An 18,534-nucleotide genomic window follows, 5' to 3' on the forward strand; every position below is an offset into this window, starting at 1 on the left:
TTAATCATATAAAGAACAATTAAGTTATGGCAAAAGAGAAATTCGACAGATCGAAACCTCATGTGAACATAGGTACGATTGGTCACGTTGACCACGGTAAAACAACGTTGACAGCTGCTATTACAACCGTATTGGCAAAAAAAGGTCTTTCTGAAGTAAAATCATTCGATCAGATTGATAATGCTCCTGAAGAAAAAGAAAGAGGTATTACTATCAATACTTCTCACGTAGAATATCAGACAGCTAACCGTCACTATGCACACGTTGACTGTCCGGGTCACGCCGACTACGTTAAGAACATGGTAACTGGTGCTGCTCAGATGGACGGTGCTATTATCGTTGTTGCTGCAACTGATGGTCCTATGCCTCAAACTCGTGAACACATCCTATTGGCACGTCAGGTAAACGTTCCTAAATTGGTTGTTTTCATGAACAAATGTGATTCTGTTGATGACGAAGAAATGTTGGATCTTGTTGAAATGGAAATGAGAGAACTTCTTTCATTCTACGATTTCGACGGCGACAATACTCCTGTTATCCGTGGTTCTGCTCTTGGTGGTTTGAACGGCGATGCTAAATGGGAAGATAAGATCATGGAATTGATGGATGCATGTGATACATGGATTCCTCTGCCTCCGCGTGAAGTTGACAAGCCTTTCTTGATGCCTGTTGAAGACGTGTTCTCTATCACTGGTCGTGGTACTGTAGCTACAGGTCGTATCGAAACTGGTATCATCAAAACAGGTGAAGAAGTTCAGATTATCGGTTTAGGTTCTGAAGGAAAGAAATCAGTTGTAACTGGTGTTGAAATGTTCCGTAAGATTTTGGACGAAGGCCAAGCTGGTGACAACGTAGGTTTGTTGCTTCGTGGTGTTGACAAAACTGAAATCAAACGTGGTATGGTTATCACACACCCGGGAAAAGTAACTCCTCACACTACAATCAAGGCTGAGGTTTATATCCTGAAGAAAGAAGAAGGTGGTCGTCACACTCCATTCCATAACAAATATCGTCCTCAGTTCTACATCCGTACATTGGACGTAACTGGTGAGATCACTTTGCCAGAAGGAACTGAAATGGTTATGCCAGGTGACAACTTGACAATCACTGTAGAATTGATCTACCCGGTTGCTTGTAGCGTAGGTCTTCGTTTCGCTATCCGCGAAGGTGGACGTACAGTAGGTGCTGGTCAGATTACTGAATTGATCGACTAATTCAATCTAAATAATAGTCAGCCTTTCGGGGCTGACTATATACGGGTCTAGCTCAGTTGGTAGAGCACTGGTCTCCAAAACCAGGTGTCGGGAGTTCGAGTCTCTCGACCCGTGCTAAAAATCTATAGATTCAATGAAAAAGATAATTGCTTATATTAAAGAATCTTATAACGAACTTGTTTATAAAGTTTCTTGGCCTACAAGATCAGAACTATCCAATAGTGCTGTGGTTGTCATGTTTGCTTCCCTTATGATCGCTGCACTGATTTTTGTGATTGATTTGGGTTTTGAGACAGTAATGCGCTTCTTCTACGAAACAATTTTTTAATTCAGTTTTTCATGTCTGACATACAAAAGAAATTTTATGTTCTCAGAGCCATTAGTGGCAAAGAGAATAAAGTTAGAGAGTATCTGGAAGCTGAACTTAAGAATACGGATCTGGGAGAATATGTATCTCAAGTCTTAATTCCTACAGAAAAGACTTTTACAGTACGTAATGGTAAGAAAGTGATGAAAGAAAGAGCTTACTTACCTGGATATGTACTTGTTGAAGCAGCTCTGGTAGGAGAAGTTGCTCATCGATTGAGAAATATCCCCAACGTAATTGGTTTCCTTGGAGGATCGGATAATCCGGTTCCCCTTCGTCCTTCTGAAGTGAACCGTATCTTAGGTACGGTTGATGAGTTTCAGGAACAACAGGAAGAAATGGATATCCAGTTTTATGTTGGCGAAAATGTCAAAGTTACCTTTGGTCCATTTAGTGGCTTTAGTGGCTTAATCGAAGAAGTCAACACCGAGAAAAAGAAACTGAAGGTGATGGTCAAGATCTTCGGACGTAAGACCCCCCTTGAGTTGGGTTATATGCAAGTGGAGAAGGAATAGTACTTTTGTTACGAATTGTGTATTCTTTCCGTTTTTAGTGTTATATATCTAAATTTTAGAAAAATGGCAAAAGAAGTTGTTGGACAAATTAAATTGCAGATTAAAGGAGGAGCGGCAAACCCTTCTCCCCCTGTTGGACCTGCTTTAGGTTCTAAGGGTATTAATATTATGGAGTTTTGCAAGCAATTTAATGCCAGAACTCAAGACAAAAGCGGTAAGATATTACCAGTGGTAATTACTTACTATGCTGATAAGTCTTTCGACTTTGTTGTTAAAACACCTCCTGTTGCTATCCAATTGTTGGAAGTAGCAAAATTGAAAGGTGGTTCTGCAGAGCCAAACCGTAAGAAGGTAGGCGAAATTACTTGGGAACAGGTAAAAGCTATCGCAGAAGACAAGATTGTCGATCTTAACTGTTTTACTGTTACTTCAGCCATGAAAATGGTTGCTGGTACTGCCAGAAGTATGGGTATCAATGTTAAAGGGGCATTCCCTGAAAATAACTAATAAACTTCAATTGAGATGAGTAAACTTACAAAAAATCAAAAGTTGGCTTTGGGCAAGATTGAAGCTGGGAAATCATATTCATTAAAAGAGGCTTCAGCTTTAGTAAAAGAAATTACTACAACAAAGTTTGATGCTTCTGTAGATATTGATGTTCGTTTAGGAGTTGATCCCCGTAAGGCAAACCAGATGGTGAGAGGTGTTGTTTCACTTCCTCATGGAACAGGTAAGCAAGTTAGAGTTCTTGTATTATGTACTCCCGACAAAGAAGCTGAAGCTACTGAAGCTGGTGCTGACTATGTAGGGTTGGATGATTATATTGCAAAAATTAAAGGTGGTTGGACTGATATTGACGTTATCATTACAATGCCTTCTATCATGGGTAAGATTGGTGCTTTAGGTCGTGTATTAGGTCCTCGTGGTCTTATGCCTAACCCAAAGAGCGGTACAGTTACTAATGAAGTAGGTAATGCTGTGAAGGAAGTTAAACAAGGTAAGATCGACTTTAAGGTAGACAAGACAGGTATCGTTCATACATCTGTAGGTAAAGTTTCTTTCGACGCGGAACAGATTCGCGACAATGCAAAGGAATTCATTTCTACACTTATGAAATTGAAACCGTCTGCAGCTAAGGGAACATACGTAAAGAGCATTTATCTTTCAAGTACAATGAGTGCGGGTATTAAAATTGACCCTAAATCAGTTGAAGAAAATTAATAAAACAATTGAACAATGAGAAAGGAAGATAAAAGTGCTATTATAGACCAGCTTACAGCAACTGTTAATGAATATGCAAATTTCTATTTAACAGACATCGAAGCTCTTAACGCTGAAAAAACAAGCGCTTTGAGAAGAGAATGCTATAAGAAGGAAGTAAAGTTGGTTGTTGTTAAGAACACCCTGCTTAAAAAAGCGTTAGATAATGTAGAAGGTGATTTCTCGCCTTTATTCAACTCAATGAAGGGAAACACCGCTGTGATGTTTTCTAACGTTGCTAACGTTCCTGCTAAACTTATCAAAGACTTTACAAAAGATACTAAAGGTGAAGGTAAGCCTCAGTTGAAGGCTGCTTACGTACAGGAATGTTTCTACGTAGGTGCACAGAACCTGGATGCTCTTGTAAATGTTAAGGGTAAGAACGAGCTTATCGGAGAAGTTATCATGTTGTTGCAATCTCCTGCTAAGAACGTTATCTCTGCTCTTAAGTCGGGCGGAAACACAATTCATGGAGTATTGCAAACTCTCCAGGAAAGATAATTATAAAATATTACAAAGAATAACAATCATTTAATTCATACAAAAATGGCAGATTTGAAAGCTTTTGCAGAACAATTAGTAAACTTGACCGTAAAAGAAGTTAGTGAACTGGCAACTATCCTTAAAGAAGAATACGGAATCGAACCTGCTGCTGCAGCTGTTGCTGTAGCCGGTCCCGCAGCTGCTGCTGAGGTTGTTGAAGAAAAAACATCTTTTGATGTTGTTTTGAAGAGCGCAGGTAGTGCAAAACTTCAGGTAGTTAAAGCAGTTAAAGAACAATGTGGCCTTGGATTGAAGGAAGCTAAGGATCTTGTTGATGCTGCTCCTTCTGTAGTTAAGGAAGGTGTTGATAAAGCAACTGCTGAAGCATTAAAAGCAAGCTTAGAAGAAGCTGGAGCTGAAGTTGAGCTTAAATAGTATTTCTAGCCTGGTAATCAGGTGATTTGGTTAAGAATCTTTGCAAACAAAGATTCTTAACCTTTTTGTGTCTATATTTTCATTAAGTTCAATAAATTCCTTACTAGATGTCTTCAACAGCTGAAAACCAAAGAGTTAATTTTGCTTCGATAAAGAATCCACTTCCTTATCCGGACTTTCTCGAAGTACAATTGAAGTCATTTCAAGACTTTCTTCAACTTGACACACCCCCCGAAAAGCGCAAGAAGGAGGGATTGTATAAGGTGTTTGCAGAGAATTTTCCCATTGCAGATACTCGTAACAATTTTGTGTTGGAGTTCTTAGATTATTATATCGATCCGCCCCGCTACACTATCGACGAATGTATTGCACGTGGATTAACCTATAGTGTGCCTTTAAAAGCAAAGTTGAAACTTTACTGTACCGATCCAGATCACGAGGATTTTGATACGGTTATTCAGGATGTTTATCTGGGTCCGATTCCATATATGACAGAGCGTGGTACGTTTGTTATAAATGGAGCAGAGCGCGTTGTAGTTTCGCAGTTGCACCGTTCTCCGGGTGTATTCTTTGGTCAAAGCATCCATGCCAATGGTACTAAATTATATTCGGCACGTATCATTCCATTCAAGGGTTCCTGGATTGAATTTGCAACAGACATCAATAATGTCATGTATGCATACATTGACCGTAAAAAGAAATTACCTGTAACTACACTTTTACGTGCTATTGGTTTTGAAAGTGACCGGGATATCCTCGAAATCTTTAATCTTGCTGAAGAAGTAAAGGTAAACAAAACTAATCTTAAGAAACTTTTAGGCCGTAAACTTGCTGCGCGTGTATTAAAAACGTGGGTAGAAGATTTTGTTGATGAAGATACCGGAGAGGTGGTTTCTATTGAGCGAAATGAAGTTATTATCGACCGTGAGTCGGTTCTGGATGAAGATAATGTTGTTTCTATCCTTGAATCTGGCGTGCAGAATATATTGTTACACCGCGAGGACCAGAATCTTTCTGATTTTGCTATTATCTATAATACACTTCAGAAGGACCCAAGTAACTCAGAAAAAGAAGCTGTACTTTATATTTACAGACAGCTGCGTAATGCTGAACCTGCTGATGATGCAAGTGCACGTGAAGTTATCAACAATTTATTCTTCTCAGAAAAGCGTTACGATCTTGGGGAAGTAGGTCGTTATCGAATTAATAAAAAACTAAATCTTTCAACAAGTGAAGACGTTAAAGTCTTGACGAAAGAAGATATTATCGAGATCATCAAGTATTTGATTGAGCTTATTAACTCAAAGGCAATTGTTGATGATATCGACCACTTAAGTAACCGTCGGGTTCGTACGGTTGGCGAGCAGCTATACAACCAATTCGGTGTTGGTCTGGCTCGTATGTCTCGTACGGTTCGCGAACGTATGAACGTAAGAGATAACGAAGTGTTTACTCCGATCGATCTTATTAATGCTAAGACCATTTCTTCGGTAGTAAATTCATTCTTCGGTACTAATGCGCTTTCTCAGTTTATGGATCAAACCAATCCATTGGCTGAAATTACACATAAACGTCGTTTATCTGCATTGGGACCAGGCGGTCTATCGCGTGAGCGTGCGGGCTTTGAGGTTCGTGACGTTCACTATACGCATTATGGTCGTCTTTGTCCGATTGAAACACCGGAAGGTCCGAATATCGGATTGATCTCTTCATTATGTGTATATGCAAAAATCAATGATTTAGGCTTCATCTCAACACCTTATCGTAAGGTTGAAAATGGTAAAGTTGATTTCTCTGACGAGGGTCTGCAATACTATACGGCAGAAGAAGAGGAAGAGTTGACCATTGCTCAGGGTAATGCTCCATTAAATGATGAAGGTAAATTTATCAGGGATAAGGTTAAGTCTCGTTTTGAGGCCGACTTCCCCGTAGTTTCTCCGGATGAAGTAGATTTAATGGACGTATCTCCTACACAGATTGCATCTATTGCCGCCTCTTTGATTCCTTTCCTCGAACATGATGATGCAAACCGTGCGTTGATGGGATCGAACATGATGCGCCAGGCTGTTCCTTTGTTGCGTACCGATGCCCCGATTGTAGGTACTGGTATTGAAAAACAGCTTGTACGTGATTCACGTACTCAGATTATGGCTGAACGTGAAGGTGAGATTGTATTTGTAGATGCAACATGTATCAAGATTAAATATGACCGTTCTGAAGAAGAAGAATTTGTAAGCTTCGAAGATTCGGTTAAAACTTATATTATACCAAAGTTCAGAAAAACGAACCAGGGTACAACGGTCGACCTGCGTCCTATTTGTCGCAAAGGTCAGCGCGTAACAGCCGGCGATATTCTGACAGAAGGTTATTCAACTCAAAATGGCGAACTTGCTTTAGGTCGCAACATCAAGGTGGCTTACATGCCTTGGAAGGGATATAACTATGAGGATGCTATTGTATTGAATGAACGTATGGTACGTGAAGACTTCTTCACATCTGTTCATGTTGATGAGTATATCCTTGAAGTTCGTGAAACCAAGCGAGGAATGGAAGAACTTACCTCCGATATTCCCAATGTGAGTGAAGATGCAACAAAAGATCTTGATGAAAGAGGTATTGTTCGCGTTGGTGCTCGTATCGAACCGGGTGATATTATGATTGGTAAAATTACTCCTAAAGGAGAATCCGATCCTTCACCTGAAGAGAAATTGCTTCGTGCGATCTTTGGTGATAAGGCGGGAGATGTTAAGGATGCCTCTTTGAAAGCCAAACCTTCTTTGCATGGTGTGGTTATCGGAACAAGCCTCTTTTCAAAGGCTGTTAAAAAGAGAAAATCAAGACTTACCGACAAGGCTATTTTGCCAAAGCTTGATGAAGATTACGAACACAAAATGGCCGAGCTTAAAGGTCAGTTGGTAGAAAAACTTTTAACCCTTACTGCTGGAAAAGTATCACAGGGTGTGAAAGATTACATGAATATGGAAGTTGTAGCCAAGGGTGCCAAATTTAGCCGTAAGGCATTGGAGGAACTTGACTATGAATCAATCCAGGTAAGCAAATGGACTGCAGACGCTCAGAAGAATGATATGATTAAGGCTGTAATTCTGAATTACTTAAAGAAAAATAAGGAATTGGATGCAGAGCTTAAACGTAAGAAATTCGACCTTACAATTGGAGACGAACTTCCTACTGGTATTGTTCAGATGGCAAAAGTATATATTGCTAAGAAACGTAAAATTCAGGTGGGTGATAAGATGGCAGGACGTCACGGTAACAAGGGTATTGTTTCCAAGATTGTTCGCCAGGAAGATATGCCTTTCCTTGAAGATGGAACGCCGGTTGATATCTGTTTGAATCCTCTTGGTGTGCCTTCTCGTATGAACCTTGGCCAGATTTTTGAAGCGGTTATGGGTTGGGCCGGACGCGAATTGAATGTTAAGTTTGCGACTCCTATTTTTGACGGAGCGTCTATTGATGACATGAATGAGTGGACTGATAAGGCTGGAATTCCTCGTTACGGTAAGTCATATTTGTATGATGGAGGTACAGGAGATCGTTTTGACCAACCAGCAACTGTGGGTGTAACCTACTTCTTGAAACTTGGACACATGGTTGACGACAAAATGCATGCCCGTTCTATTGGTCCGTATTCTCTTATTACGCAACAACCTCTTGGTGGTAAAGCTCAATTTGGTGGTCAGCGTTTCGGGGAAATGGAGGTTTGGGCACTTGAGGCATTCGGTGCGGCACATATCTTGCAGGAAATTCTTACAATCAAGTCGGACGACGTAGTAGGTCGTTCAAAAGCTTATGAAGCAATTGTGAAAGGTGATCCAATGCCACAACCTGGTATTCCGGAATCATTGAATGTATTGCTGCATGAACTTAGAGGTCTTGGTTTAAGCTTTACACTGGATTAATTCAACATTATATAAGTAGATGAGCTTTGCTCATCTACTTTATCAATTGATAACTCTTTATAAAAAAAAAATATGGCCTTTAGAAAAGAAAACAAGATAAAGAGTAACTTTTCAAAAATAACCATCGGTCTTGCCTCACCCGAAGAGATTCTCGAAAACTCAAGCGGCGAAGTGCTAAAACCGGAAACGATCAATTATCGTACATACAAACCGGAAAGAGACGGGTTGTTTTGCGAACGCATCTTTGGTCCTATTAAGGATTATGAGTGTCATTGCGGAAAATACAAACGTATCAGATATAAAGGTATTGTTTGTGATCGTTGCGGGGTTGAAGTTACAGAGAAGAAAGTTCGTCGTGAACGTATGGGGCACATCCATTTGGTTGTACCTGTAGCTCATATCTGGTATTTCCGCTCACTTCCTAATAAGATTGGTTATTTATTGGGTTTACCTACTAAAAAGCTTGACTCAATCATTTATTACGAACGTTATGTGGTTATCCAACCGGGATCTGTTGATACTGTAGCTGAGTACGACCTGCTTTCTGAAGAAGAATATCTTCAGATTTTGGACTCACTGCCAAGAGAAAATCAGATGTTGGAGGATTCTGATCCAAATAAGTTTATTGCTAAGATTGGAGCAGAAGCTGTTTATGATATGTTGGCACGCTTGGATCTGGATACTTTATCTTATGATCTTCGTCACCGTGCGAGCACTGATACATCGCAACAGAGAAAAAATGAGGCTTTGAAACGATTGCAGGTGGTGGAATCTTTCCGTTCGTCAAAGGGTAGAAATAAACCCGAATGGATGATTGTACGCGTTGTTCCTGTTATTCCTCCAGAACTTCGTCCTTTGGTTCCATTGGATGGAGGTCGTTTTGCTACATCCGACTTGAATGATTTGTATCGTCGTGTTATTATCCGTAATAACCGTCTGAAACGATTAATTGATATTAAAGCTCCTGAAGTAATTTTACGTAATGAAAAACGTATGTTGCAGGAAGCTGTCGATTCATTGTTTGATAATTCAAGAAAGTCAAGTGCAGTTAAAACAGATGCTAACAGACCTTTGAAATCACTTTCAGATAGTTTGAAAGGAAAGCAAGGGCGTTTCCGTCAGAACTTATTGGGTAAACGTGTTGACTATTCAGCCCGTTCGGTAATTGTTGTTGGTCCGGAATTAAAAATGCATGAATGCGGTTTGCCAAAGAATATGGCTGCCGAATTATATAAACCATTTGTTATCCGCAAACTTATAGAAAGAGGTATTGTTAAAACAGTTAAATCTGCAAAGAAGATTGTTGATCGCAAAGAACCTGTAGTTTGGGATATTTTGGAACACGTAATGAAAGGACATCCTGTTCTTCTTAACCGTGCTCCTACATTGCACCGTTTAGGTATTCAGGCTTTCCAACCTAAATTAATTGAAGGAAAGGCAATTCAGCTGCACCCGTTGGCTTGTACCGCATTTAACGCGGACTTTGACGGTGACCAGATGGCTGTTCACTTGCCTCTTGGTAATGAAGCTGTTTTGGAAGCTCAAATGTTAATGCTTGCTTCTCATAACATTCTGAATCCGGCGAATGGTGCACCAATTACTGTTCCTTCACAGGATATGGTACTTGGTCTGTATTATATCACTAAGATTCGTCAGGGATCTCTTGGTACCGGACTTGTATTCTATGGTCCTGAAGAGGCTACTATTGCTTACAATGAAAAGAAAGTTGACATTCATGCTCCTATCAAAGTATATGTGGATGACGTGGATGAAAATGGTAACTTCGTAAAAGTGATGGTTGAAACTTCTGTTGGCCGTTTGATGGTTAATGAGTTCGTTCCAAAAGAAGTAGGTTATATCAACGAAGTTTTGGGTAAAAAATCCCTTCGTGATATTATTGGTAAGGTTATAAAGGTTTGTGGAGTTGCCAGAACGGCTCTATTCCTTGATGATATTAAGGATTTGGGTTATTACATGGCCTTTAAGGGTGGATTGTCGTTCAACTTGGCCGACGTTCTTATTCCTGTTGAGAAAGATGAGCTTATTAAAGAAGGATATGCCGAAGTTGAACAGATTTTGGCTAACTATAGCATGGGTTTCATCACTTTCAACGAACGTTATAACCAGATTATCGATACCTGGACACACGTTAACAGTAAGTTGTCTAACATCCTGATAAAACAACTTACCAACGACAATCAAGGGTTCAACTCTGTATTCATGATGATGGATTCAGGTGCCCGTGGTTCGAAAGAACAGATTCGTCAGTTGTCAGGTATGCGTGGTTTGATGGCTAAACCTCAGAAAAGTGGATCAGAAGGTGGTCAGATTATTGAAAACCCGATTCTTTCGAACTTTAAAGAAGGTTTGTCTGTGCTAGAGTACTTTATCTCTACCCACGGTGCCCGTAAAGGTTTGGCGGATACGGCGTTGAAAACAGCTGATGCTGGTTATCTGACACGTCGTTTGGTTGACGTTTCACATGATGTTATCATCAACGAAGACGACTGTGGAACATTACGTGGTCTTGTTTGTACAGAATTAAAGAATAATGAAGAGGTGGTTGCCTCTTTGTATGAAAGAATATTAGGTAGAGTTTCTGTTCATGATATTCAACATCCGTTAACAGGAGACATTCTTGTTGAGGCTGGAGAAGAAATCAAAGAAGATGCAGCTAAGAAGATTCAGGATTCACCAATTGAAAGCGTAGAAATCCGTTCTGTTCTTACTTGTGAATCGAAGAAAGGTGTTTGTGCAAAATGTTATGGACGTAACCTTGCAACAGGCCGAATGGTTCAAAAGGGAGAAGTGGTTGGTGTTATTGCTGCACAATCCATCGGTGAGCCGGGAACTCAGCTTACATTGCGTACTTTCCACGTCGGTGGTATTGCTTCAAACATTGCAACAGAAAATAGTATCTCTTCTAAGTTTGACGGTATTCTTGAGATTGACGAGCTTCGTTCGGTTGAGGCTGTAGATGAAGCTACCGGCTCAAAATATCAGGTGGTAGTTAGCCGTTTGGCCGAAATGCGTATTGTGGACCCTAATACAAAGATTGTATTGCTTACTCATAATATCCCCTACGGTTCTAAATTGTTCTTCTCAAATGGAGCATTGGTTAAGAAGGGTGATGTTATTATTGAGTGGGACCCATTCAATGCCGTTATTGTATCGGAAGTAGCTGGTAAGATTGAATTCGAAAGTGTTGTTGAAAATGTGACCTACAAGGTAGAGAGCGATGAAACAACTGGTTTGAAAGAAAAGATTATCATTGAATCTAAAGATAAGACCAAAGTTCCTTCAGCACATATCGTGGATGAGAACGGAAATTACCTGAAGACTTATAGTTTACCTCTTGGTGCACACGTTATCAAGGAGAATGGCGATAAGGTTAAGACTGGTGAAGTATTGGTTAAGATTCCTCGTGCAGTAGGTAAGGCTGGTGATATCACCGGTGGTTTGCCTCGTGTAACTGAAATGTTTGAGGCTCGTAATCCGTCTAACCCTGCAGTTGTATCCGAAATTGATGGAGAAATCGGTTTTGGTAAGATTAAGAGGGGTAATCGTGAAATTACAGTAACATCTAAGCTAGGAGAAGTTAAGAAGTATATGGTACCTCTGTCTAAGCAGTTGTTGGTACAAGAAAATGACTATATCCGTGCGGGTATGCCGCTTTCTGACGGAGCTACAACTCCTTCGGATATCTTGGCAATCAAGGGTCCTACAGCAGTCCAGGAATACATTGTGAACGAAGTTCAGGATGTTTACCGTCTGCAGGGTGTGAAGATTAATGACAAGCACTTTGAAGTTATCGTTCGTCAGATGATGCGCAAGGTAGAAGTTGTTGATCCGGGAGATACACGTTTCCTTGAACAGCAGGTGGTTGATAAATTGGATGTAATGGATGAGAATGATCGTATCTGGGGTAAGAAGGTTGTCATGGATGCCGGAGATTCTCAGACTATGGTTGCAGGGCAGATTGTTACAGCTCGTAAGTTAAGAGATGAAAACAGTATGTTGAAGCGCCGAGATCTTAAATTGGTTGAAGTACGTGATGCAGTTCCTGCTACTACGAACCAGATTCTTCAGGGTATCACCCGTGCTGCATTGCAAACTAACAGCTTTATGTCTGCTGCATCCTTCCAGGAAACTACGAAGGTATTGAACGAAGCTGCTATCAATGGTAAAGTAGACCGTTTGGAAGGTTTGAAGGAAAACGTTATTTGCGGACACCTCATCCCTGCTGGTACTGGTCAGCGAGATTTCGACAAACTTGTAGTAGGCGCAAAAGACGAATTCGAACGTATTTTTGCTACCAGAAAGAATGTGGTCGACTTCAAGACTGTAGAGCATGATTAATATTTAATCTGAATAAATAAAAAAGGGATTTCGGGTAACTGAAATCCCTTTTTTTATTGATACAATTTGTTTTATTTAACCTATCCTATTAAATTTGTGAACAACAATTCTTAGATGTAAAAATAGTAATCAAATATGAAAAAGTTACTTCTTCTTTTAGTGCTGTTAGCACAATACGCTGGTTTTTTATTTGCACAAGGTCAGATAACTCCTCAACCCATTAATGTGATGAGTTATAACATCCGGATGGACAATGCGGGTGACGGTGATAATCAATGGAAATTCAGAAAGGAATTTGCCGCGAATCTGGTGAAATTCCATGAAGCGGTTTTGATTGGTATGCAAGAAGTTCTGCATAATCAGCTAATGGATATGGCCTCAAGATTACCTGATTATGGTTATATTGGAGTTGGTAGAGAAGATGGAAAAACAAAAGGAGAATATGCCTCTATATTTTATAATAAGAAGAGATTTAAAGTAATTGATTCCGGTAATTTCTGGTTATCTGAAGATTGTGATGCCGTAGGAAAGAAAGGATGGGATGCTGCTTGTGAAAGAGTGGCAACCTGGGGTGTCTTTGAAGATAAAAGTACCGGAAAACGACTGTTTATGTTAAACACTCACCTGGATCATATGGGAAAAGTGGCACGTCACGAAGGTGCTTTGCTTGTGATCAACAAGGTCAAAGAATTATCTCGCAATTATCCGGTAATAGTTACCGGAGACTTTAATGCTGTCCCCACCGATGATCCTATCCAGGTGTTGACTAATTCTCCGGAAGGATATTCTTTAACAGATACGCGTTCAGTATCTCCGCTTGTTTATGGTCCGAACTGGTCTTTCCATGATTTTGGCCGCGTTAAAATGGCTGAGCGCTCGCTTATAGATTATATTTTTATAAAAGGAAATATAAAAGTAATGCGTTACGGAGTTCTTACAGATATGTTAAATACCTTGTATCCTTCGGATCATTGTCCTGTACTTTCGACTTTGATTATTCAGTAGAGTATTCTGTATGGAACCTGCAGAAGATTACCTAAAGGAGGTAACCCCATTGGGTGAAGACGATTGTTTCGTTATAATTCATCGTCCACAGAAAAGAGGGTTCGAATACCCGTTGCATATACATCCGGAATTTGAGCTCAATTATCTGGAAGGAGCGAAAGGTGCATTGCGAATTGTTGGTGATTCGATGGAAGAGATTGGCGACCAAGATTTAGTCATGGTTGCCGGTGGAACGAAGCATGCATATTCTAATCATCATTGTGCTGCAGAGACAGTTTGTGAAATAACCATTCAATTTCGGGCAGATGTATTTGATAGTATTCTTAATACACGCCACTTCAAATCAATTAGGCAGATGTTTGAGGATGCTTCCAAAGGATTGGTTTTTTCTTCTGATATGTTGGATCGGATTATACCTGAATTGAAAAAGCTAACAAAAGATGATTCGGATTCTTTTCATAGTTTTTTGCATATGGTTGAAATTCTTAAAATTCTATCGTCAGATAATCAAATGCGTCTGCTAAGTTCCGAGAATAGTGTGGATGGTTTTAGTTCTTCCGAAAATGAGAAGCTGGAAAGTATCTTAAGATTTATGCATGAAAAATTTAGAGAATCTATTATGCTGGGAGAGGTATCCAAGAGCAGTGGAATGAGTGAAGCTTCCTTGACCAGATTTCTTAAGAGAAGAACAGGAAAGACTTTTATCGATACTCTTAATGACATTCGGATTTCGCAGGCAGTGTGTTGTTTGATAGATACCTCAGCTTCTATTACCGAAATATGTTATAATTGTGGATTTAATAATGTATCTAATTTTAATCGAATTTTTAAAAAACGGAAAGGTTGTACGCCAACAGATTATAGACAAAAATATGAAAAAAGTCGTTTTAAGCTCTAAAAAGTCATTTGTTTTGATTAAATAACTAAAATAAATTACCTAAAATCGGAAAAGTATTGTATTTTGATTAAAAAATATTTGCATAGTATATGAAATCGCTATAAATTTGTGGCATGAAAGGATTAGTCTTTATGGTATTAAAGGCCCTAACTTGGATGCCAAAACTAGTTCGACATTAACACACACAAAGTATTTTTACATTGGTCTAAAGAATTGAGAATTTAAAACACAACGAAAGAACGACTGCCTGTGAAGGTGGTCGTTTTTGCATTAAAAGAAATCTATTTTACTATCTTTGCGACTAAACGAACAACATAAAACATATGATGGAAAATAAAAAAGGGAATGCAGAAATTCAAATTGAATTATCTGAAGAGATAGCACAGGGAACATATGCTAATCTGGCAATCATTGCACACTCTTCTTCTGAGTTTATACTTGACTTTATTCGGTTGGTTCCAGGTGTTCCAAAAGCCAAGGTACAGAGCCGGATCATATTGACTCCAGAAAATGCCAAGCGTCTTTTATACGCTTTACAAGATAATGTGAACCGTTTTGAAGATCAATTCGGACAGGTAAAGACCGAGCATCCCCAAGGTTTTATTCCACCGATAGGAGGGGTTAAAGGCGAAGCTTAATACAACGAAGTTTATGCTTCCTGTTAACAGTAAATAAAAAACGAAGAAAGAGGATGAATTAAGTATCCTCTTTCTTCGTTTTATTATCATAATATAGATATAGGATATTCCCGGTTAAAGGTTTTCCAACATTCTTTTTAGTACGGCTTGTGCAGAGATTTCGCGATTTGCAGCTTCTTGAATAACTATTGATTGAGGACTTTCAATAACATCATCCGTTACAATCATATTTCGTCTTACAGGAAGACAATGCATGAAATAAGCATTGTTTGTCAGCGCCATTTTATCTTCATCTACAGTCCATGATCGATCCAATGAAAGTATTTGCCCATAATTTGGATCAGCATAGGCCGCCCAGTTCTTCGCATATACAAAATCAGCACCTTTAAATGCCTTTTTTTGATCATACTCCACTTTAGCATTTCCAACAAATTGCGGATCTAATTCGTAACCTTCAGGATGTGTAATTACAAATTCATAATCAGCGGCGTTCATCCATTCTGCAAAGCTGTTGGGAACAGCCTGGGGCAAAGCTTTGGGGTGAGGAGCCCATGTAAGAACAACCTTTGGACGGGCCGTCTTTTTATATTCTTCGATAGTGATCAGGTCGGCAAAACTCTGAAGTGGATGTCTGGTTGCAGCTTCCATACTAAATACAGGACGTCCGGAATATTTAATAAACTGATTTAAAATCATTTCATTGTAATCTTCTTCCTTGTTCTCAAAACGGGCAAACGAACGAACGCCAATTATATCACAATAACAGCCCATTACAGGAACAGCTTCAAGCAGGTGTTCGGGTTTATCGCCATCCATAATAACACCTCGTTCGGTTTCCAATTTCCATGCTCCCTGATTTACATCCAGAACCATTGTATTCATCCCCAAGTTCATAGCAGCCTTTTGAGTACTTAAACGGGTACGCAGACTTGAATTGAAGAATATCATCAACAATGTTTTATTTTTTCCCAGTTCACAAAACTGATATCGATCTTTTTTTATTTCGAACGCCTCTTTTAGCGCTACCTGCAGATCTCCCAGATCCTTAACACAAGTAAAATTCTTCATTTTATTATCTATTAATGCATTTGTACTATGAACGAATTTGTCCGTTTCCTTCAATAAGATACTTATAGGTGGTTATCTCGTTTAAAGCCATCGGACCACGAGCATGTAATTTCTGCGTACTAATACCTATTTCCGCTCCGAAACCGAATTGGGCTCCATCCGTGAATGCTGTGGAGACATTTACATATACACATGCAGCATCAACCAATTGCTGAAACCTGGAAATTGTCTGGAGAGATTCCGCAATAATACACTCACTGTGTTTACTGCTAAACAATCCGATATGATTTAACGCTTCTTCAAAAGATGCGGCTGTTTTTATGCTCATTTTGTAATCCAGAAACTCTGTTCCAAAGCTTTCGGGTGTCGCAACCTTCAGTAAATCCTCCGGATAATTATTCCTGAGCACAGAAAATGCTAATTCGTCAGCATAGATTATAACTCTTTTTTCAGCCAGATCAGTACAAAGAAATGGTAAGTCACTGATACGATCTTTATGAATAACAAGGCAATCTAAAGCATTACAAACACTAACCCGACGAGTTTTTGCATTGGTTATTATTTCTTTACCTTTTACTTTATCACCCGAAGTGTCGAAGTAGGTATGACAAATTCCTGCACCTGTTTCAATTACAGGTACGCGCGCGTTATCTCTTACAAAATTAATCAACGAGCTGCTTCCCCTCGGAATAATCAGATCTACGTATCCAACAGCATTAAGCAGCTGGGTAGTAGCTTCTCGGTCGGCAGGAAGTAATGTGCAAACAGCCGGATCAATATGATATTTTGCAAGGACACCGTGAATGATCTTAACCAATGCTTGGTTGGAATGATCTGCATCTGATCCTCCTTTAAGAATACAGGCATTACCCGATTTCAGGCAAAGAGAAAACACATCAAACGTAACATTCGGTCTGGCTTCGTAAATCATACCAATTACTCCGAAAGGAACAGAAACTTTTTTAATTTTCATTCCGTTGGGACGAATCCACTCTCCCAGAATCCGGCCTAGAGGAGATGGGAGTGAGGCAACCGACTTCATGTCGGATGCAATACCCTTAATCCGGTCTTCCGTCAGTTTTAACCGGTCGAATTTAGGATCGTCCGGATTCATTAATGCCAAATCAGATGCATTAGCATCCAAAATAAATTTACTTTGGGCTACTGCAGCATCGGCTGTTTCAATTAATATCAAATTAATTGTTTCATCGCTCAGTCCAACCAGTGACGCCGACAACTGTTGTACACGTTTGAAAGTTGCATTCAAATCCATAAGATATCAATCTAAGTAGAGGTAGTCGTAATGAATCAGGGGTTTCTGGTCGCGCTTGCCAATCAGCTTAGATGCTTCCCGACTGCTATATCCGGCACAACCAACCCCAATCTGCATTCCCTCTTCGTTCATTATTTTAACAATATCGTCCTTTTCAAAGTTACCAACAATTTTGATAACTCCAACTAATAAAACACTGGAAGCCTTAGGTAGTAATAAAGCCTCTTCTGCTCCTTTATTTACATGCACCTCTCCTTTAGCAAAACCTTCTGAATGAGCAATCCATTTTTTTACACTGCTCACGGGTTTTTCTGCCGGAATGAATCTTGTACAAACAGTTTTACTCTCTTTCGCGAGCAGTTCAGGAAGGATGTTGTCTCTTTTCCCATTAGCTATAAGAACGGTAATTCCTTCGTCGGCCACTTTTTGAGCTATTACACTCTTGGTGAGCATGCCTCCTCTTCCGAACTGGGATTTGGTAACCTGTACGTATTCTGAAAGATCCTGTTTACCAGCTTCTATCTCCCTGATTACATGTGTACCGGGTTCCGATGGATTCCCGTTATATATACCGTCTATATTACTCAGTATAATAAGAGCATCCATACCCATCATGGCTGCAATTAATCCCGAAAGCTCATCGTTATCCGTAAACATGAGTTCTGTAACAGAAATCGTGTCATTTTCATTCACAATGGGAATAACCTTGTTTTCAAGCATTACCTCCATGCAATGTTTTTGATTCAGGTAGTGGGTACGACTACCAAAGTTTTCTTTGGTAGTGAGTACCTGTCCACACGAAATGCGGTGTTCCCTAAATAATTCGTAGTATCTGTTTATCAGTTTTGCCTGTCCTACAGCCGAATAAAGTTGACGCGCCGAAACAGCATCCAGCTTCTTGCTTACCTTAATCTCACTTCGTCCCGACGCAACAGCCCCTGAGGAAATAAGTACCACTTCGACCCCCTGCTTGTGCAGATCGGCTACCTGATCTACCAACGCAGACATGCGTGTAATGTCAAGCGTTCCGTCTTTGCGGGTAAGTACATTACTACCAATCTTTACTGCTATTTTTTTAAAACGAAGCATAAATTATTAG

General features: G+C 39.7%; 15 protein-coding genes and 1 tRNA gene. 13 read left to right on the top strand and 3 right to left on the bottom strand.

Annotated elements, in window-relative coordinates; all coding sequences use genetic code 11:
* The first annotated feature begins 26 nt into the window (after positions 1–26).
* The 13 genes from tuf (at position 27) to F5613_RS15425 (ending at position 15,094) form a co-directional block, all read left to right on the top strand.
* Entirely contained in the window at positions 27–1,214 is a 1,188-nt protein-coding gene (tuf, locus tag F5613_RS15365) for an elongation factor Tu (RefSeq protein ID WP_179400429.1), read from the top strand.
* 41 nt (positions 1,215–1,255) lie between these two features.
* Positions 1,256–1,328 (top strand) — tRNA-Trp (locus tag F5613_RS15370).
* Between the two features lie 19 nt (positions 1,329–1,347).
* The gene (gene secE, locus F5613_RS15375) at positions 1,348–1,542 is read left to right on the top strand and encodes a preprotein translocase subunit SecE (RefSeq protein ID WP_068185062.1); all 195 of its coding nucleotides are present in this window, start codon (positions 1,348–1,350) and stop codon (positions 1,540–1,542) included.
* A gap of 11 nt (positions 1,543–1,553) precedes the next feature.
* The gene (nusG, locus tag F5613_RS15380; protein WP_068185063.1) at positions 1,554–2,096 is read left to right on the top strand and encodes a transcription termination/antitermination protein NusG; all 543 of its coding nucleotides are present in this window, start codon (positions 1,554–1,556) and stop codon (positions 2,094–2,096) included.
* A gap of 63 nt (positions 2,097–2,159) precedes the next feature.
* Positions 2,160–2,603, top strand: coding sequence for a 50S ribosomal protein L11 (gene rplK, locus F5613_RS15385; RefSeq protein WP_079683941.1), 444 nt, complete (start codon positions 2,160–2,162; stop codon positions 2,601–2,603).
* Between the two features lie 15 nt (positions 2,604–2,618).
* The gene (gene rplA, locus F5613_RS15390) at positions 2,619–3,317 is read left to right on the top strand and encodes a 50S ribosomal protein L1 (RefSeq protein ID WP_068185069.1); all 699 of its coding nucleotides are present in this window, start codon (positions 2,619–2,621) and stop codon (positions 3,315–3,317) included.
* A 15-nt stretch (positions 3,318–3,332) separates the two neighbouring features.
* Positions 3,333–3,857, top strand: coding sequence for a 50S ribosomal protein L10 (gene rplJ / locus F5613_RS15395; RefSeq protein WP_179400430.1), 525 nt, complete (start codon positions 3,333–3,335; stop codon positions 3,855–3,857).
* 45 nt (positions 3,858–3,902) lie between these two features.
* Positions 3,903–4,274: a 50S ribosomal protein L7/L12 gene (rplL, locus tag F5613_RS15400; protein WP_068185074.1), complete on the top strand. Its 372-nt coding sequence runs from the start codon at positions 3,903–3,905 to the stop codon at positions 4,272–4,274.
* 107 nt (positions 4,275–4,381) lie between these two features.
* Positions 4,382–8,194, top strand: coding sequence for a DNA-directed RNA polymerase subunit beta (gene rpoB, locus F5613_RS15405; protein WP_179400431.1), 3,813 nt, complete (start codon positions 4,382–4,384; stop codon positions 8,192–8,194).
* 72 nt (positions 8,195–8,266) lie between these two features.
* Positions 8,267–12,553 (top strand): DNA-directed RNA polymerase subunit beta', encoded by a 4,287-nt coding sequence (gene rpoC / locus F5613_RS15410; RefSeq protein WP_079683945.1) that lies wholly within the window; start codon positions 8,267–8,269, stop codon positions 12,551–12,553.
* Between the two features lie 135 nt (positions 12,554–12,688).
* A complete protein-coding gene (locus tag F5613_RS15415; RefSeq protein WP_179400432.1) occupies positions 12,689–13,558 on the top strand; it encodes an endonuclease/exonuclease/phosphatase family protein in 870 nt (289 codons plus the stop codon).
* Positions 13,559–13,568: 10 nt separating this feature from the next.
* Positions 13,569–14,456 (top strand): AraC family transcriptional regulator, encoded by an 888-nt coding sequence (locus F5613_RS15420; RefSeq protein WP_179400433.1) that lies wholly within the window; start codon positions 13,569–13,571, stop codon positions 14,454–14,456.
* 326 nt (positions 14,457–14,782) lie between these two features.
* Positions 14,783–15,094, top strand: coding sequence for a DUF3467 domain-containing protein (locus F5613_RS15425; RefSeq protein WP_079683964.1), 312 nt, complete (start codon positions 14,783–14,785; stop codon positions 15,092–15,094).
* A gap of 114 nt (positions 15,095–15,208) precedes the next feature.
* Here F5613_RS15425 and F5613_RS15430 read toward each other — a convergent pair whose 3' ends face one another.
* From F5613_RS15430 to proB, 3 genes are read right to left on the bottom strand one after another with little or no spacing between them, the layout of a single operon-like run.
* Positions 15,209–16,162: an N-acetylornithine carbamoyltransferase gene (locus F5613_RS15430; protein WP_079683948.1), complete on the bottom strand. Its 954-nt coding sequence runs from the start codon at positions 16,160–16,162 to the stop codon at positions 15,209–15,211.
* A 25-nt stretch (positions 16,163–16,187) separates the two neighbouring features.
* Positions 16,188–17,435 carry a glutamate-5-semialdehyde dehydrogenase gene (locus tag F5613_RS15435; RefSeq protein WP_179400434.1) on the bottom strand — a complete coding sequence of 416 codons (1,248 nt, stop codon included), beginning with the start codon at positions 17,433–17,435 and terminating at the stop codon, positions 16,188–16,190.
* A gap of 6 nt (positions 17,436–17,441) precedes the next feature.
* Positions 17,442–18,524 carry a glutamate 5-kinase gene (gene proB, locus F5613_RS15440; RefSeq protein WP_068184247.1) on the bottom strand — a complete coding sequence of 361 codons (1,083 nt, stop codon included), beginning with the start codon at positions 18,522–18,524 and terminating at the stop codon, positions 17,442–17,444.
* Positions 18,525–18,534 lie beyond the last annotated feature (10 nt).

The sequence above is a fragment of the Macellibacteroides fermentans genome (assembly GCF_013409575.1).
GTDB lineage: Bacteria > Bacteroidota > Bacteroidia > Bacteroidales > Tannerellaceae > Macellibacteroides > Macellibacteroides fermentans.

Coding starts and splice junctions, on each gene's coding strand:
- tuf (WP_179400429.1), top strand. CDS start 27: ATGGCAAAAGAGAAATTCGACAGATCGAAACCTCATGTGAACATAGGT.
- secE (WP_068185062.1), top strand. CDS start 1,348: ATGAAAAAGATAATTGCTTATATTAAAGAATCTTATAACGAACTTGTT.
- nusG (WP_068185063.1), top strand. CDS start 1,554: ATGTCTGACATACAAAAGAAATTTTATGTTCTCAGAGCCATTAGTGGC.
- rplK (WP_079683941.1), top strand. CDS start 2,160: ATGGCAAAAGAAGTTGTTGGACAAATTAAATTGCAGATTAAAGGAGGA.
- rplA (WP_068185069.1), top strand. CDS start 2,619: ATGAGTAAACTTACAAAAAATCAAAAGTTGGCTTTGGGCAAGATTGAA.
- rplJ (WP_179400430.1), top strand. CDS start 3,333: ATGAGAAAGGAAGATAAAAGTGCTATTATAGACCAGCTTACAGCAACT.
- rplL (WP_068185074.1), top strand. CDS start 3,903: ATGGCAGATTTGAAAGCTTTTGCAGAACAATTAGTAAACTTGACCGTA.
- rpoB (WP_179400431.1), top strand. CDS start 4,382: ATGTCTTCAACAGCTGAAAACCAAAGAGTTAATTTTGCTTCGATAAAG.
- rpoC (WP_079683945.1), top strand. CDS start 8,267: ATGGCCTTTAGAAAAGAAAACAAGATAAAGAGTAACTTTTCAAAAATA.
- F5613_RS15415 (WP_179400432.1), top strand. CDS start 12,689: ATGAAAAAGTTACTTCTTCTTTTAGTGCTGTTAGCACAATACGCTGGT.
- F5613_RS15420 (WP_179400433.1), top strand. CDS start 13,569: ATGGAACCTGCAGAAGATTACCTAAAGGAGGTAACCCCATTGGGTGAA.
- F5613_RS15425 (WP_079683964.1), top strand. CDS start 14,783: ATGGAAAATAAAAAAGGGAATGCAGAAATTCAAATTGAATTATCTGAA.
- F5613_RS15430 (WP_079683948.1), bottom strand. CDS start 16,162: ATGAAGAATTTTACTTGTGTTAAGGATCTGGGAGATCTGCAGGTAGCG.
- F5613_RS15435 (WP_179400434.1), bottom strand. CDS start 17,435: ATGGATTTGAATGCAACTTTCAAACGTGTACAACAGTTGTCGGCGTCA.
- proB (WP_068184247.1), bottom strand. CDS start 18,524: ATGCTTCGTTTTAAAAAAATAGCAGTAAAGATTGGTAGTAATGTACTT.